Source organism: Lysobacter arenosi (assembly GCF_016613475.2).
Lineage (GTDB): Bacteria > Pseudomonadota > Gammaproteobacteria > Xanthomonadales > Xanthomonadaceae > Lysobacter_J > Lysobacter_J arenosi.
In genome coordinates this window covers 312,050-327,533 of sequence record NZ_CP071517.1, presented here as the reverse complement: position 1 = coordinate 327,533, position 15,484 = coordinate 312,050, and the positions used below count along the sequence as shown (strand labels likewise).

Sequence of the window (15,484 nt, the reverse complement as noted above, 5' to 3'; positions counted from 1 at the left end):
CTCAAGCCTTGGCGCTTGCCGCGGGAGTCGAACGGAAGGCAATGCCGAAGCGGTTGAAGGCGTTCATCAGGCCAATGGCGTAGGTCAGGTCGGCCAGTTCCTTGTCGTTGAACTCGGCGGTGGCCGCTTCGTAGGCCGCGTCCGGGACGCCGGTGTCGGCAACGCGCGTCACCGATTCGGCCCAGGCCAGCGCGGCGCGTTCGCGGACGCCGAAGACGTTGCCGGCGTCATGCCAGACCGGCACCAGCACCAGCTTCTCCACCGGCAGTCCGGACTTCAGAAGGTCGCGCGAGTGCATGTCGATGCAGTATGCGCAGCCATTGATCTGCGAGACGCGCAGGTAGACCAGGTCGATCAGTTCCTTGGCCAGCGCACCCTTGTGCACGTTCATGTAGACGTTGCCGAAGGCCTTGTAGGTATCGGGCGAGATCTTGGCGTAATCGATTCGGGTGGTCATGGCAGTTCCTCGGGATGGGCGTTGGATGGCGCATGATCCGCGTCCGTGGCTCAGTCACGAAGGGGCAAGAATGGCACTTCGCAGTGGGCCATGATCGAACGCGACCACGGCGTCGGGAACCTCCTTCAAAGCAGATCGAGAATACGCCTGCCCAATGCTTGCGCTGCGTCCTGCGACGCGACGTTGGTGAAGTTCACCAGCAGCGCGGATGCAGGCCGGCCGCCGGCGCTCCAGTCGGTCAGTGCCTCGGCGTACATGCCGGCCGAAAGCATGCGCGCCACCAGCTGGCGATCGGAGCGCTTGCCCTGCAGGCGCAGGATCAGGTGCATGCCGCCGGGCTGCGCATCGATTCGCAGATGCGGGCGCAGCACGTGCTCCAGTCCGGCGGCGGTGGCATCGCGCCGCTGTGCGTACAGCTTGCGCATCCGCTGGATGTGGCGAGCGAAATGGCCTTCGCGCATGAACGTGGCAACGATCGACTGCGTCAGTTCCGGACTGCCTCCGGAGAAGGCCTGGTTGATCTGCTCGAAACGTTCGACCTGCGCTTCCGGGACGACGAGATAGGCCAGGCGCAGGCTTGGCAACAGCACCTTGCTGAAGGTGCCCGCGTACAGCACGCGCCCATCGCGATCCAGGCTCTTCAGCGCGGGAAGCGGGCGGCTGACATAGCGGTACTCGCCGTCGTAATCGTCCTCGACGATCCAGGCATTGCGGCGCCTGGCCCAGTCCAGCAACTCCAGCCGCCGCGGCAGCGACAGCGACACGCACAACGGACTCTGGTGCGCCGGCGTGACCACGGCGGCGCGCGCCTGCGGTGCACGCTTGAGCGCGTCGCCGACGACCATGCCGTCGCGATCGACCGGCACCGGAACGGACGTCATTCCCAGGTGCGCGAGCAGTTCCCGCGTTGGCGGATAACCGGGATCTTCCAGCCAGACGCGGTCGCCCGCTTTCAGCAGCGCCTGGCTGACGAGCAGGAAGCTGTGGCGGTAGCCGGAGGTGACGAACACTTGCGACGGCGAGCAGTGGATACCGCGCGCCACCTGCAGGTACGCGGCGATCTGCGTGCGCAGCTCCGGCAGCCCGTGCACGGCCGGGTGCACCATGCTGGCCGCTGGCATGGTCCGCACGCAGCGCGCGCCCAGCCGTGCCCATACCTTGCGCGGAAATGCATCGAGCGCAGGCAGGCCCATCTGCAACGGCAGGATCGAATCGGGTCGAAAGCTCGTCGAGGCCAGTCGGACATCCGACGGTGGCGGCGCGCGCACGGGCGACCTCGGCTTCAGGTCCGGCGTGACGATGGTGCCGGCCTGTCCGCGCGCCTGGATGTACCCCTCTGCCGCCAATAGCGAGTACGCGGTCTCGATGGTGCCGCGCGCCAGTCCCAGCTCGTGCATCAGCCCGCGCACCGATGGGACGCGATCGCCCGGCTTCAGCGTGCCGGCGGCGATGGCATCGCGAAAGCGATCGTAGATCTGCCGGTAGTACGGCGTGGTCGCGGAGGCATCTAGCGGCGAGGTGAGGCCGGGCCTGGCAGCGGGCATCTGCGTGACCTCCGAGCGGCCGGTATGGCCCAGCCATTGTTCCACTTCATGGCTCTGTGGCATAGGCCACGGCATTCATACAGTGAGCACTGGGCAGGCAACGGCCTGCGCAACGAACTGGATGGGCAATGAAGAAGATCCTGCATATAACCTGCAGCCCGCGAGGCACGGCATCCGAAAGCGAGCGGCTGTCACGACGCATTGTCGATCGGCTGCTGCAGTCCGAGCGGCTGGCGATGGTGGTGCGCCGGCACCTCGGCGACGGGTCGCTCGCACATGTCGACCGCGATTACGCGACCTCCCAGTCCTCCAGTCACGACGTTTCGCGAGACGGCTCGATGGCGCAGTCGGAAACGCTGATCCGCGAACTGGAGGAGGCGGACTACGTGGTCATCGGTACGCCGATGCACAACCTGGCGGTGCCGTCGGTGCTGAAGGCGTGGATCGACCACATCGTGCGCGCGCGACGCACGTTCGAAATTTCGGCTGCGGGAAAGATCGGTCTGCTACACGACCGGCCGGTGTTCATCGCCGTTGCGTCCGGCGGCTGGTTCGCGGGAGAACGCGCGCGACAGCCGGATTTCCTGACGCCCTACCTGCGGGCCATCCTGGCAACCATCGGCCTGCACGACGTCACCTTCTTCGCGGTCCAGGGCACCAGCGCAGCGCCGGAGCGGGTTGCCGAGACGCGCGAGAGCACGGAGCGTGAACTTCAGGCGCACTTCGCGGGAGTTGACGTGACGGGGCTGATTGCCTGACGGCCTGGGTCCCGGCGTTCGCCGGGACGACGATGAGGCGTTACTTGTGCAACGCCTCGCGCAGCTTCGCCGCCCGCACCAGTACCTGCGGCGGAGTGTGCTCTTCCGGAATCGAGAAGATGCCGATGCGCCGCAGGAACAGGCCTGCCGCACGCGTCGATGTCAGCGCCACGATCGGAATCGACAGGAACAGGCCCAGGATCACCGGCGCCATCCACGCCGCCAGCGACGGCGAGATCATGTAGGCCATCCAGCCGGCCATCACGCCCAGCACGGTCACACCGGCGTAGTTGCGCACCAGGCCCGACAGCGGCAGCGTACCGTCGTCGCGGCGCTGTGCATCCCAGCCCGAATCCTTGCCTGCCAGTACCTCGGCGACGCCGCGCGACTGCACGTACATCGTCACCGGCGCCATCAGCGCCGCCAGCAGGGTTTCCAGCACCATGCTCAGGAAGGCACGAATCGCACCGCCGCAGCCACGGCACGTGTCGCGATCGAAGAACAGCGTCAGGTAGCCCATGAACTTGGGCGCCAGCAGCACCGCCATGGTCAGGAAGAACACCCAGACGAAGCGCTCGGGATCCTGTTCGCGCCAGTAGGCGGTCGGCGAGAACCCCGGCAGCTTCAAGCTGTCCCACGCCAGGCCTGCCTTCTGCAGCGGGATCGCCAGGCCGATCAGCATCAGCATCGCCCACATCGGCGACGTGAAGTAATGGCCTATGCCCATCATCAGGTGCCAGCGACTGACCCAGTGCAGTCCCTTCGCCGGCAGCACCGCGCTGTGCTGCAGGTTGCCCTGGCACCAGCGGCGGTCACGCACCAGCATGTCGGTCAACGACGGCGGGCCTTCCTCGTAGCTTCCACCCAGCCCCGGCACCATGTGCAGGGCCCAGCCGCCGCGACGCAGCAGGGCCGCTTCGACGAAGTCGTGGCTCAGCACCGTGCCGCGGAACGGCTTGATGCCGAACAGCTCCGGCAGGCCGCCCTGGTCTGCGAAAGCGCGCGTGCGGATGATCGCGTTGTGGCCCCAGTAGTTGCTCTCGGCGCCATGCCACCAGGCGATGCCGTGGGCGATGACCGGCCCGTACACGCGCCCGGCGAACTGCTGCATGCGCGCAAACAGCGTGTTGCCGTTGACGATCATTGGCAGCGTCTGGATCAGCGCGACATCGGGATGGCCTTCCATCGCGCCGGCGAGGCGGACGATGGTTTCACCCGTCATCAGGCTGTCGGCGTCGAGGATCAGCATCTGCGGATAGGCGCCGCCGAAACGACGTACCCACTCGGCTATGTTGCCCGCCTTGCGCTCGTGATTGTCGGAACGATGCCGGTAGAAGAGATTGGCGTGTCCGCCGGTGCGTTCGCGCAGGCTGGCGAAGGCGCGAGCCTCGGCGCCGCGTATTTCGGCATCGGTGGTATCGCTGAGGACGAAGAAGTCGAACTTCGCCAGCTGCCCGGTCGCCTGCAGCGATTCGTAGATCGCCTGCAAACCTGCGAGCAGGCGTTCGGGTTCCTCGTTGTAGGTCGGCATCAGCAGCGCGGTGCGCGACGCCAGTGTCGGCAGTTCACCCTGGCGGGTGAGTCCGAGACGTCCGCCGCGACGTGTCACGATCAGGATGAAACCGGCTACTGCGCTGACGAAGGCCTGCGCGATCCAGGCGAACAGCGCCACGAACAGCAGCAGCAGCAAGCCTTCGAGGACGTCGGTTCCGCTGCCGCGCAGCACCCACCAGATCTGGTAGGCGGCGATCAGGGTGAGCAGCGCGGCGCCGCCGATGACCAGCGTGCGTCGCCAGGCCATCGCACCGGGCGTGGTTGGCAGCACCGGATTGGCCAGGCGTCCCTCGCGCAGGGTCTGCACCGGCATCGGCAACGGCGCTTCGGCCGGCAGCCATTGCGCCGGTGCCGGGGCGCCAGTCGCGGCGCCGGATTCGGGAGTGATCGTCACGCCGCTCACGCTGTCCACCGGTACAGCCAGGTCTCGCTGAGCGGACCGGAAGCATCACCGAGCACCGCGCGCAGTTCGATGCTGCGCTCGCTGCCAGGCTGCAGTTCAAAGGCCAGGCGCCATCCGCCCCCGCCCGCGTTGGCGTGCGCGGTGACATTGGCGACCTTGCCCTTGCCCGCGGTGACATTGGCGCGGACCGGTGCGCCATCGCCCATGCCGTCCAGTCGTCCGCCGGCGAAGTCGATCACGAACTGGCGCGAGCCGCGCTGGGCAGCGGAGCCGGCGACGACTGCACCGACGCGCGTGCGCGTCACCGTCGCCAGTTGCGGCAGCCAGGCGTGCTGGTCGCACCAGTGCATGCGGTAATCGAAGCGATGCTCCTTGCCGGCCGCCAGCGCCTGCTTCGGGCGCCAGAACGAAACGATGTTGTCGTGGAACTCGTCCGCCGTCGGCAGTTCGAACAGATGCACCGCACCGGCGCCCCACTCTCCCTGCGGCTCGATCCAAAGACTCGGGCGCTTCTCGTAATGCGCCTCGCTGTCGGCGTAGTCGGCGAAGGCGCGCTTGCGCTGCATCAGTCCGAAGCCGCGCGGATTGACGTCCTCGAAGGCGCTTTCCTGCAGCACGGAAGGATTCTGCAGCGGGCGCCAGATCTGCTCGCCGCTGCCGTTGACCAGGCCCAGGCCGTCGGAGTCGTGCACGGCCGGCCGGTAGTCGTCGATGCCGACGCGGTCGTTGGAATCGAACTGGAACATGCTGGTAAGCGGCGCGATGCCGACCTGGTCCAGGGCCACGCGCGGATACAGCCGCACGGAAACGTCGAACACCGTCTCCACGCCAGGGCGGATCACGAAGCGGTAGGCACCGGCGACGCTCGGGCTGTCCAGCAGCGCATGCACGATCGCGTGATCGGCGCCGCTCGCCGGCCGCTCCAGCCAGAAGCCGCGGAACACCGGGAACTCCTCGCCCGCCGGCGCGCCGGTCTTGAGAGCGAGGCCGCGCGCCGACAATCCATAGGCCTGGCCCTTGGCCACGGCACGGAAGTAGCTCGCACCGAGGAAGGCGCAAACCTCGTCGAAGTATTCGGGACGGTTGAGCGGGTAATGCAGGCGGAAGCCCGCATAGCCCAGGTCGTTCTCCTTAGGCGCGGCGGTGCCGTCGAAGGTGAACTGCGCCGGCCGGTAGACCACCGGGGTAGCGACACCATCGGCAACGTCATGGATGTCCACGCGGTCGCGGAAGAAGAAGCCGCGATGGAAGAACTGCGCCTGGAACGGCACCTTGTCGCCGCGCCACAGTGCCTGCGCCGGGTTGAAGCGGATGCTGCGGTACTGGTCGTAGCCGATCTTCTCCAGCGATGCCGGCAGCTGCTTGCTCTGGGGCACGAAGGGCTTGGCCGCCAGCGCGCGCGCAAGCGCAGCGACCGTGTCGGCGTCGAAGGGTGTCGCCGCCGCCGGCGCCGCGAAGGCGCGCGCAGGCGCGCCGGAGAGCAGCGACATCAGGGGCGAGGACAATCCTGCCAGCAGCACTTCGCGTCGTTGCACACGCTCTCCTTGGTTACGGTGACAGTTAACCATTCATTTTAGGTGTTCATTTGTTAACGCCGCCGCGACGTACGGCGCATCCGGCGGTATTTCGTCAGCGGCGGGGCTCGGGTAACCGTTTTCATCGCCTCCGTCATCGCTGCGTCACCGTCCTGCCATCCCGGTTTCACCGCGCGCGTCCAACCTTGCGCAAACCGGGAGCCGCGCATGCGCTACGCGATCGTCAGCGAGACCTACCCGCCGGAGATCAACGGCGTGGCACTGACCGTGCAGGGTCTGGAACTGGGCCTGCGCGCCCGCGGCCATGACGTCCACGTGGTGCGGCCACGGCAGGGCGAGGACGATAGCGCGACGCTCCACGAATTGCTGGTGCCCGGCGCACCGCTGCCGCGCTACCCGGGGCTGAGGATCGGCTTTCCCGCCACGCGCAGGTTGCGCGAGGCCTGGCAGGCCATGCGCCCGGATGCGATCTACGTGGCCACCGAGGGACCGCTGGGCTGGTCGGCACTGCGCGCGGCCCGACGCCTGGACATCCCCGCCGCGACCGGCTTCCACACCCGGTTCGACGAATACATGCGCGACTACGGTGTCGCCTTCCTCGCACAGACCGCCCTGCGCTGGATGCGACGCTTCCACAACAGCGCCGATGCCACCCTGGTGCCGACGCGCGAACTGGTCGACTTCCTGCAGGGCCAGCGTTTCGACAACGTGGTGCGACTGCCGCGCGCGGTCGATACCGCGCAGTTCGATCCGCAGCGCCGCGACTTCGGCCTGCGCGCGCAGTGGGGCTTGGGTGACGACGGCTTCGCCGCCATCTACGTCGGGCGCATCGCCGCGGAGAAGAACCTCGACCTGGCCGTGCGTGCGTTCCGTTCCCTGCAGAGTGCGCGCCCCGGTGCGCGCTTCGTCTGGATCGGTGACGGCCCGGCGCGGGCGAAGCTCGAGCAGGACAATCCGGATTTCATCTTCTGCGGCGTGCAGCGCGGTGCGGAGCTGGCACGGCACTTCGCCAGCGGCGACCTGTTCGTATTCCCCAGCCTCAGCGAGACCTTCGGCAACGTCACCCTGGAAGCCCTCGCCAGCGGCGTGCCGACCGTGGCCTTCGACTACGGCGCGGCGCGCGAGTACCTGCGCGACGGCGTGCACGGCGCGGCGATCGCCAATGGCGACGAAGCCGGCTTCATCGCCGCGTGCACCCGCATCGCCGGAGACGACCTCAGCCGCAGTGCGATGCGGATGGCGACCCGCCAGGCCGTCGCCAGCCTGCGCCCGGAACAGGTCGCCACCGATTTCGACGCACTGCTGCAGGACCTGGTGCAGGCACGCCGCACCACCGGCATCGCGCCGCTGCCCTCCATCCCGCCATCCTCCCCGTCAGAACAGGAGGCGTCATGAACCGCCACTCTCTTCACCGCATGCTGCACCGCCCGTCATTGCACAAGCGTCTGCTCGATGGCGATTCGGGCTGGTGCCTGCGCGCCAATCGCTGGGGCGAAGGCGGTCGCTCGCGCTCGTACTTCGCACTGGTCAGCCGGCTCGGTGACGGTGTGTTCTGGTATGCGCTGATGGCGGCGCTGATCGTGGTCGACGGACTCGACGGCCTGGCCGCTTCAGCGCACCTGGCCGCGACCGGCGTGATCGCGCTGACGCTCTACAAGCTGCTCAAGCGCTGGACGCGACGGCCGCGTCCGTTCGCGTCCGACCAGCGCATCCATGCCTGGGTCGCGCCACTGGACGAGTTCAGTTTCCCGTCCGGCCACACGTTGCATGCGGTCGCCTTCAGCCTGGTGGCGATGGCGCACTACCCGATGCTGGCCTGGCTGCTGGTGCCGTTCACCGCCAGCGTCGCCGCTTCGCGCGTGGTGCTGGGGCTGCATTACCCCAGCGACGTACTCGCGGCGACGGCCATCGGCACGTCGCTGGCGGGGTTCTCGTTGTGGCTCGTGCCCGGAGTGTCGCTGTTCGGCTGAGCGTCGCTGCACTCACGCGGCTACGGCGCGGACTACCTTGGCGCGGGCGACACTCGGAAAGTACTGGCTGGCCCAGTCGCGGTCATTGGCTACCTGCGCCTGCGCGCGACTGGCCTCGAGCGCGGCGAAGTCGAGCGTGGCCACCGCCCAGTGCTGGTCCCCGCGGGTCTGCACGATCATGCCGTCGTGCGGCAGGCCAACATCCATCGGGGCGATCAATGCCGCCTCGCCGGTGTTGGTGTCCAGCGCCGGACTCCAAGGCGCATCGCCGGCCGTCACCGACTGGGCGACGAAGCAGCGGTTCTCCAGCGCGCGCGCCAGGCACCCCACGCGAACGCGGGTCGCACCGGCCTGTGTGTCCGTGCAGCTGGGCACGACCAGCAGGCGCGCGCCTGCCTCGCACTGGGCGCGCACCGGCAACGGGAACTCGCTGTCGTAGCAGACGGACACGGCACTGCGCACCGGTCCGGTCTCGAACACCTTCAGCTCGTCGCCGGATTCGATCACCCCGGCCGATTTCTCGAACCCGGTCAGGCGCAGCTTGTCCTGCCAGACGTGGCTGCCATCGGGTGCGAAGGTATAGCTGCGATTGCGGTAACGGCCGCGGCCCAGGTCGAGCAGGAACGTGCCGGCCACCACGTGCATGTGCCGTTCCCGCGCCAGGCGCGAGAACAGCTCCAGCCAAGGACGGTGCCAGGCCTGCAACGCCGCCAGCGATGCGTGCAGGTCGCCGCGCGTGGCCTCGTCGAACATCGCGCCCAGTTCCAGCGCCAGGTATTCCGGCAGCACCGCCATCTGCGCTCCCTGCTGGCGTGCTTCGTCGAGCCAGCGCGCCTGCTTGCCGGCGAAGGCGGCGAAGTCGTCCGGCGCGCCGACGCTGTACTTGGCCACGGCTACCTTGAGCGTGCCCTCGCTCTTCATGCTTTCGCTCATCGCGTCCGCTCCAGCGGTCGCAGCCAGAACGTCAGCGAGTGGTCGGCGACCGCGCCGCCGACCTCGCGCCAGGTCAGGTGTGCCTGCAGTTCCGGGCGCGGCCGGTAGCCGCGCTTGCTCCAGAAGGCCTCGTTGCCGCGATGGAAGGCAGGACGACGCGGATGCCCGGCCTCGCGATCGACCGCGCAGAACGCGGTCCACGCATAGTCGCCGTAGCTGCGTGCATGGGCCTCGCGCTCGTCGAAGAAGCGATGGCCGATGCCGCGCCCGCGGTACTGCGGCAGCAGCACCGATTCGCCGCAATAGAACACCTCCTGCGGATCGACCGAGACGCCATCGAACGCCTCCAGGAAGGTCCGGGACTCGGCCGCCAGCGGCATCCCGGTCGAGGCGCCGACCACCTGGTCGCCGTCGAACGCCAGCACCACGATGCTGCGCGGCGACTGCAGGTAGGTCTGCAGGTACTGCGCTTCGTAATCGGCATCGCCGTCGTAGAGGTACGGCCAGTCGCGGAACACGGCGATGCGCAGGCGGGCAAGGTCGTCCAGCCAGGGCGAGATCGCCGCGCCGCTGTAGCAGCGCACATCGAGTGCCGAAGGCGTTTCAGGGGCTTTGGCATCCATCACGTACATCTTCGATTCCCTATCGCGGTTGGAGGTGGATGGGTCGGATCGGCGGGACACGGTCAGGCAGTGCGGTCAGGCAGGTTCATGACGGCCGACCGCGTCTCGGCCGGGATCACGCGGCGCCGGTCGCGATCCGGCCAATTGATACCAGTCCACCCGGCGGGTGACCACCATGATCGCAGCCAGGACCAGGAACAGCAGTCCGGCGCCGAGTACCAGGGCGTTGTCCTCCGATACCAGCAGGCCGTAGAGCGCAGCATAGAGCGTGGCCAGCATCGCGGCGAAACCCAGGCCGCGGCCAACGCTGCGCAGCACCGCGACCAGGTAGAAACCGATCAGGCCGATGCAGGCGATGCTGGCGACTAGGTAGGCGATGGCAAAGGCGATGTGCTCGCTGAGGCTGACCAGCAACAGGAAGAAGATCGCCAGGGCCAGGCCGACCAGGCCGTACTGGATCGGGTGGATCGGCAGCTGCTTGATCAGCTCGAAGAGGAAGAAGCCGACGAAGGTCAGCAGCACGAACAACAGGCCGTACTTGGTCGCGCGATCGGCCTGGGTGTAGATGTCGACCGGGTCGATCAGCGACACGCCGACCGCATCGATGCCGTCCATGTCGGCGATGCCGCCGCGAAGGTCCGGCAGGATCTGTCCCTGCTGGTACTGGCGCTGCGCGTTGGTCGCGACCGAGGCGATTTCCCAGTCGGCCTTGAAGCCGGAAGCATCGAGTTCGTGGCGCGGCGAGCTGCCGCCAAAGCTGGGATGCTGCCAGCTCGACTGCAGGCCGAAGCGGTTGCTCTTGGCCAGCGGCACCAGCGCCAGTGATTCAGTGCCGCCGAGCACCAGGTCCAGCTCGGTGTCGAGCCTGAGCACGTCTCCGGCCTGCGGCTCGGCCAGGCGCACATGCAGGCCCGAACCGCTGCGGCTGCCCAGGCCTTCCTCCACCACCTGGCTGCGGCCGTTGATGCGCAGCTGCGGCGATGCGCGCAGGCCGCGCACGTCGGCGATGCCATAGCTCAGCCAGGGCTTGCCGATCCTGCGCGGAACGGCCTCGGGCGCCGGAATCAACGCCTCGAAGTGCGCCTTGGCCTTGCCGTGCCACTCGTACACGCGCACTTCGTGCAGGCCGCGCTTGCGCGTGCTCGGACGCATCGGTCCGCGCACGTCGAGCGTGGTCGGGAAGAAGGTCCAGTGGTGGGTCACTTCACGCTGCACCTTGTGGACGATGTTGTACTTGTCGGGTTCTTCGACCTCGACGGTCTCGGTGTAGGGCACCACCAGCACCGGCCCGGCGAAGGACTGCGCCCCGGCGTAACTGCGGGCGATATCGGCGACCGCCTGGGCGCGGTAGTTCTGCCGGTCGTCGATCACGCCGCGGATCATCAGCAGCGGAACCAGGATCGCGATGGTCATCGCGACCACCATGACGATCTTGAAAGCAAGGCGCATGTGCAACTCCTGTCGGGGTATTGGCGACAGGATCGGAGGCGAACGCGTGGCGACGATGGCGCCACGGTGAAGCGAGGGTGAAGTCCCCGCTCTCAGCCAGGCAGCGACAGGCGGGCGACGGCGCCACCGCCTTCGCGATTGCGCAAGCTCACCTCGCCGCCGTGCAGGGTTGCCACTTCGGCGACGAAGCACAGCCCCAGGCCGCTGCTGCGACTGCCGTTGCCAGGCCGCGGCAGCGAGTAGAAGCGCTCGAACACACGATCGCGCGCGTAGTCCGGAATACCGGCGCCGCGGTCGCGAACCTCCAGGACCTGGCGCTCGCCTTCGCGCTGCAGGCCCAGCTCGATGCGGCTGCCGGCCGGGGCAAAGTCGGCCGCGTTCTCGATCAGGTTGATCAGCGCCTGGCGCAGCAGGAACGGATCGCCGTCGATGGTCGGCAGGTCGGCCGGCAGGTCGACATCCAGCGTCACCTGCGAACGCGCGAGCCGGGTCGTGCATTGCGCGATCGCCTCTTCGGCCAGTACCGCCAGCGCCACCGGCTCGGGTTGCTCCAGGCGCTGGCGATGCTCGACCGCGGCCAGTGCCAGCATCTTGTCGATCATCTGCGCCAACCGATCGCTCTGGCTGCGGATGGCGGCGGCGAAGCGGATCCGGTCGGCTTCTTCCAGCGGGCCTTCGAGCAGCTCGGCGCTGCCGCGTATCGCCGCCAGCGGACTCTTCATCTCGTGCGTCAGCGTGTGCACGTACTGCTCGACGTATTGCTTGCCTTCCAGGCGCACGCGCATCGTCTCCAGCGCCTGTCCAAGATCGCCGAACTCGCCGGCGGCATGCGGCAAGGTGACGCGCTCGCCGGCGGTGACGCCGTTCGCATACCTGCGCAACTCGCTCAGTTGCCGCGACAACCACCATGCCGCCACCAGCCCCACCAGCAGCGACACGCCCAGCAGCACTGCGCCCCAGCGCAACACCACGCCCTGGCTGCGCTCGATGAACGGCGCGATCGCGCTGTTGGGCTTGGCCACCGTGAGCACGCCGATGACCTTGCCCTGGCCATCGCGGATCGGCGCGGCCACGTGCATCACGGTCGAATTGGGATCGGAGTATGCGCTGCGGGTTGAACGGGCGCCGTACTTGCCTCGCAGCGTCAGGTAGACGTCGTTCCAGCGCGAGTAGTCGGCACCGACATCGCGACCACTGCTGTCGAACACGACGATGCCGCGGGCGTCGGTGACATAGATGCGGTATTGCGAGGATCGCTTGCCGAATCCCCAGATCCTGGCGCCGTAGTCTCTTCGCGCCATTGCCCTTACCCGGCGGGCAAAGGTGCCGTCGTCAATGCGTCCGGCGATGAAGTCATCGCTGGCGAGCTCGGCGAGCACGTTGGCGGTGTCGACGAGGGTGTCTTCCATCGCCTGGCGGACGCCGGGCTTGACCTCAGCAACGAACACCTGCGCCAGCAGCAAACCCGCCAGCGCGACGATCAGGAAATAGCCGAGGAAGATGCGCAGGCCGATCTTCATTCGCGCGGGACCTCACGAGGATCCGCTTCGCGAGGATCTGCTTCGCGCCTGTCCACTTCAAGCGAATAACCCAGGCCACGGTGCGTGCGGATCGGATCGAGGTCGGGCGCGACCTCGCGCAGCTTCGCCCGCAGTGTCTTGATGTGGGTATCGACCGTGCGATCGCCACTGTCGAGGGCATTGCCCCAGACCCGGTCCATCAACTGCGCCCGCGACAACACCGCGCCGGGGCGCTGCAGCAGTGCGGCCAGCAGCCCGTACTCGTAACGCGTGAGGTCGAGCAGCTGGCGGCGGAAGGTGATGCGCTTGCCCTCCACGTCGTGGACGAAACCGGCGGCGGCAGGCGTCTCGTGGTGCAGGCGGCGCAGGACCACGCGCACGCGCGCCACCAGCTCGCGCGGCGAGAAGGGCTTGGTCACGTAGTCGTCGCCACCGATTTCCAGGCCGAGGATGCGTTCGGCCTCGGCGTTGTGCGCGGTCAGGAAGATCACCGGCAGGTCGCGTCCGCGGCGCAGCTCGCGGCACAGCGCGAAGCCGCCGATGTCGGGCAGGCCGACATCCAGCACCGCCAGGTCGAAGGCCTGGCCGCGCGCCAGCGCCAGCGCGTCGCGCCCGGTGAGGCAATGCGACGCCTCGAAACCGTCCGCGCGCAGGGCGTGCAGGACGATGTCGGCGATGGCGGGTTCGTCTTCTACCAGCAGGATGTGCATGGGTGGCAATCGGGGTCCGAAGGTGCAGCCGGAACGTGTCGAGGCAAGCGTAGCAGTCCGCTCACCGCGCCCGGAACGAGCGGTGCGTGTAGATTGTGCGGGTCCCCGCTCCCCCGTCCCCCATGAATTACCGTCACGCGTTCCACGCCGGCAACCATGCCGACGTGCTCAAGCACATCGCGCTGCTGGCGATCTGCGACGCCCTGGTCGCCAAGCCGGCGCCGGTGTTCGCACTCGATACCCACGCCGGCCGTGGCCTGTACGCGCTCGACAGCAATTCGGCGCAGCGCACCGGCGAGGCAGAAGGCGGCATTGGCCGTTTGATCGCCGAGGCGCCCAAGCACCCGGCCATCGCACGCTACCTGGCTGCGATCCGGGCCTGCCGCCACGAACACGGGCAGGCCAGCTATCCGGGCTCGCCCTGGCTGCTGGCCCACGCCCTGCGCGAACAGGACCGCATCGCCGCCTGTGAACTGCTGCCGGAAGAAGCCGGCCAGCTCAAGTCCGTGTTCGAACGCGACCCGCGCGTTGCCGTGCATGCCCGCGACGGCTATGCCGCGATGAAGGCACTGCTGCCGGCACGCATCGGCGAGACCCGCTACAACCGCGGCCTGGTCCTGATCGACCCGCCCTACGAAGCGCAGCTCGAGGAATTCGACACCGCCATCGCGGCGCTGCGCGAAGGCATCAGCCGCTGGCCGCAGGGGACGTTCGCCCTGTGGTATCCGATCAAGCTGCGCCGCGCACTGCAGCCGTTCTACCGGCGCGCCGCGGCGATCCCGGCCAAGTCGTCGTTCGTGGCCGAACTGCTGGTCCGCGCCGACGACTCGCCGCTGCGCATGAACGGCAGCGGCCTGCTGGTCCTCAACCCGCCCTGGCAACTGGACCAGTCGCTGGCGGGCGTGCTTCCGCTGCTGTCAAAGGTACTCGGCGAAGGCCCGGGCGCGGCCAGCCGGCTGGAGTGGCTGGTGCGGGCGGCGTAGGGAGCTTGGCTCCCCCTGCAAAGTCCAATGGGTCCCGGCGTTCGCCGGGACAACGGTGAAGGACCGTCAGTCCATCTTCTTGTCGGGCTCGAAGAAGCTCCAGCGCACTTCCGGGAAGCTCTGCTTGAGCGCCCGCTCGACCGTGTTGATCTGCTCGGTCAGGGCCGCGACGCTGTGCTCCTCGCGCATGTGCGCCTGCACCGACACCAGCACCTCGTTGCCCAACTGAAGCGTGATCAGGCTGATCACCTGGGTGATCTCCGGGCGCGCATCGAGGAACTCGCGCATCTGCTTCTGCCGCGCCGGGTCCACGCTCTGCCCGATCAGCATTGCCTTGACCTCGATCGCGACGAACACCGCGACCACGATCAACAACGCACCAATCGTGATCGTGCCGATCGCATCCCACAGCGGGTTGCCGGTGACCGCGGCCAGCAGCACCGCAATCAGCGCGAACACCAGGCCGAACAGCGCCGCCAGGTCCTCGCCGAAAATCACCACCAGCTCGGCCTGGCGACTCTCGCGGAACCACTGCCACAGGCTGCGGTTACCACGCGCCTTGTTGACCTCTACGAGGCATGCGCGCATCGACACCGCCTCGGCAACGATGCCGAAGGTCAGCACGCCCGCCGCCCAGTACCAGTGCTTGATCTGCTCGGGGTGCTGGAGTTTGTGGATGCCTTCGTACAACGAGAACATGCCGCCGACGGTGAACAGCATCACCGCCACCAGGAACGACCAGAAATAGATCGCCTTGCCGTAACCGAGCGGGTATTCCGGCGAGGGCGGCTTGCGCGCCTGGCGCATGCCGAGCAACAGCAGCAGCTGGTTGCCGCAGTCGGCCAGCGAATGCACGGTCTCGGCCAGCATCGCGCTGGATCCGGTGAAGAACGCAGCCACGCCCTTGGCGACCGCGATCGCGAAATTGGCGCCCAACGCGAACAGGATCGCGCGGGTCGAATCACCACCACCTGCCATGTGCCTTCCTTAGTGTCTGGGTCGCTGGAGTGCGGAACTTTGGTGCAAAACCTGAACCGCGCGAGTC

At 67.8% G+C, this 15,484-nt stretch carries 14 protein-coding genes; 4 read left to right on the top strand and 10 right to left on the bottom strand.

Going from position 1 to position 15,484, the window contains the following annotated elements; all coding sequences use genetic code 11:
- Position 1: 1 nt before the first annotated feature.
- Complete coding sequence (locus tag HIV01_RS01675; protein ID WP_200604551.1) at positions 2-457, bottom strand: carboxymuconolactone decarboxylase family protein; 456 nt, start codon at positions 455-457, stop codon at positions 2-4.
- A gap of 125 nt (positions 458-582) precedes the next feature.
- Positions 583-2,064 carry a MocR-like pyridoxine biosynthesis transcription factor PdxR gene (pdxR, locus tag HIV01_RS01670; protein WP_200604550.1) on the bottom strand — a complete coding sequence of 494 codons (1,482 nt, stop codon included), beginning with the start codon at positions 2,062-2,064 and terminating at the stop codon, positions 583-585.
- 65 nt (positions 2,065-2,129) lie between these two features.
- Between pdxR and HIV01_RS01665 the strand changes: the two genes are divergently transcribed.
- Complete coding sequence (locus HIV01_RS01665) at positions 2,130-2,759, top strand: FMN-dependent NADH-azoreductase (RefSeq protein WP_200604549.1); 630 nt, start codon at positions 2,130-2,132, stop codon at positions 2,757-2,759.
- A 40-nt stretch (positions 2,760-2,799) separates the two neighbouring features.
- Here the strand turns inward: HIV01_RS01665 and mdoH are convergent, their stop codons facing one another.
- Both mdoH and HIV01_RS01655 read right to left on the bottom strand, forming a co-directional pair.
- Complete coding sequence (gene mdoH / locus HIV01_RS01660; protein ID WP_245156887.1) at positions 2,800-4,707, bottom strand: glucans biosynthesis glucosyltransferase MdoH; 1,908 nt, start codon at positions 4,705-4,707, stop codon at positions 2,800-2,802.
- A 5-nt stretch (positions 4,708-4,712) separates the two neighbouring features.
- Entirely contained in the window at positions 4,713-6,251 is a 1,539-nt protein-coding gene (locus HIV01_RS01655) for an OpgD/OpgG family glucan biosynthesis protein (protein ID WP_207527051.1), read from the bottom strand.
- A gap of 207 nt (positions 6,252-6,458) precedes the next feature.
- Between HIV01_RS01655 and HIV01_RS01650 the strand changes: the two genes are divergently transcribed.
- Both HIV01_RS01650 and HIV01_RS01645 read left to right on the top strand, forming a co-directional pair.
- A complete protein-coding gene (locus tag HIV01_RS01650; RefSeq protein WP_200604547.1) occupies positions 6,459-7,646 on the top strand; it encodes a glycosyltransferase family 4 protein in 1,188 nt (395 codons plus the stop codon).
- A gap of 20 nt (positions 7,647-7,666) precedes the next feature.
- The gene (locus HIV01_RS01645; RefSeq protein WP_200606287.1) at positions 7,667-8,221 is read left to right on the top strand and encodes a phosphatase PAP2 family protein; all 555 of its coding nucleotides are present in this window, start codon (positions 7,667-7,669) and stop codon (positions 8,219-8,221) included.
- A gap of 12 nt (positions 8,222-8,233) precedes the next feature.
- Here the strand turns inward: HIV01_RS01645 and HIV01_RS01640 are convergent, their stop codons facing one another.
- The 5 genes from HIV01_RS01640 to creB all read right to left on the bottom strand — a co-directional run bounded on the left by HIV01_RS01640 (position 8,234) and on the right by creB (position 13,456).
- Entirely contained in the window at positions 8,234-9,154 is a 921-nt protein-coding gene (locus HIV01_RS01640) for a carbon-nitrogen hydrolase family protein (RefSeq protein ID WP_245156885.1), read from the bottom strand.
- Positions 9,151-9,777 (bottom strand): GNAT family N-acetyltransferase, encoded by a 627-nt coding sequence (locus tag HIV01_RS01635; RefSeq protein ID WP_200604546.1) that lies wholly within the window; start codon positions 9,775-9,777, stop codon positions 9,151-9,153. Before HIV01_RS01635 ends, HIV01_RS01640 begins: the two co-directional genes overlap by 4 nt.
- 75 nt (positions 9,778-9,852) lie before the next feature.
- A complete protein-coding gene (gene creD, locus HIV01_RS01630; RefSeq protein ID WP_200604545.1) occupies positions 9,853-11,226 on the bottom strand; it encodes a cell envelope integrity protein CreD in 1,374 nt (457 codons plus the stop codon).
- A 92-nt stretch (positions 11,227-11,318) separates the two neighbouring features.
- Positions 11,319-12,746 (bottom strand): two-component system sensor histidine kinase CreC, encoded by a 1,428-nt coding sequence (gene creC, locus HIV01_RS01625; protein ID WP_200604544.1) that lies wholly within the window; start codon positions 12,744-12,746, stop codon positions 11,319-11,321.
- Positions 12,743-13,456, bottom strand: coding sequence for a two-component system response regulator CreB (creB, locus tag HIV01_RS01620; protein WP_200604543.1), 714 nt, complete (start codon positions 13,454-13,456; stop codon positions 12,743-12,745). Before creB ends, creC begins: the two co-directional genes overlap by 4 nt.
- Positions 13,457-13,578: 122 nt before the next feature.
- On the opposite strand from creB, the gene HIV01_RS01615 reads away from it, so the two are divergent.
- A complete protein-coding gene (locus tag HIV01_RS01615; protein ID WP_200604542.1) occupies positions 13,579-14,439 on the top strand; it encodes a 23S rRNA (adenine(2030)-N(6))-methyltransferase RlmJ in 861 nt (286 codons plus the stop codon).
- A gap of 66 nt (positions 14,440-14,505) precedes the next feature.
- Here HIV01_RS01615 and HIV01_RS01610 read toward each other — a convergent pair whose 3' ends face one another.
- Positions 14,506-15,417 carry a cation diffusion facilitator family transporter gene (locus tag HIV01_RS01610; protein ID WP_200604541.1) on the bottom strand — a complete coding sequence of 304 codons (912 nt, stop codon included), beginning with the start codon at positions 15,415-15,417 and terminating at the stop codon, positions 14,506-14,508.
- Positions 15,418-15,484: the final 67 nt, after the last annotated feature.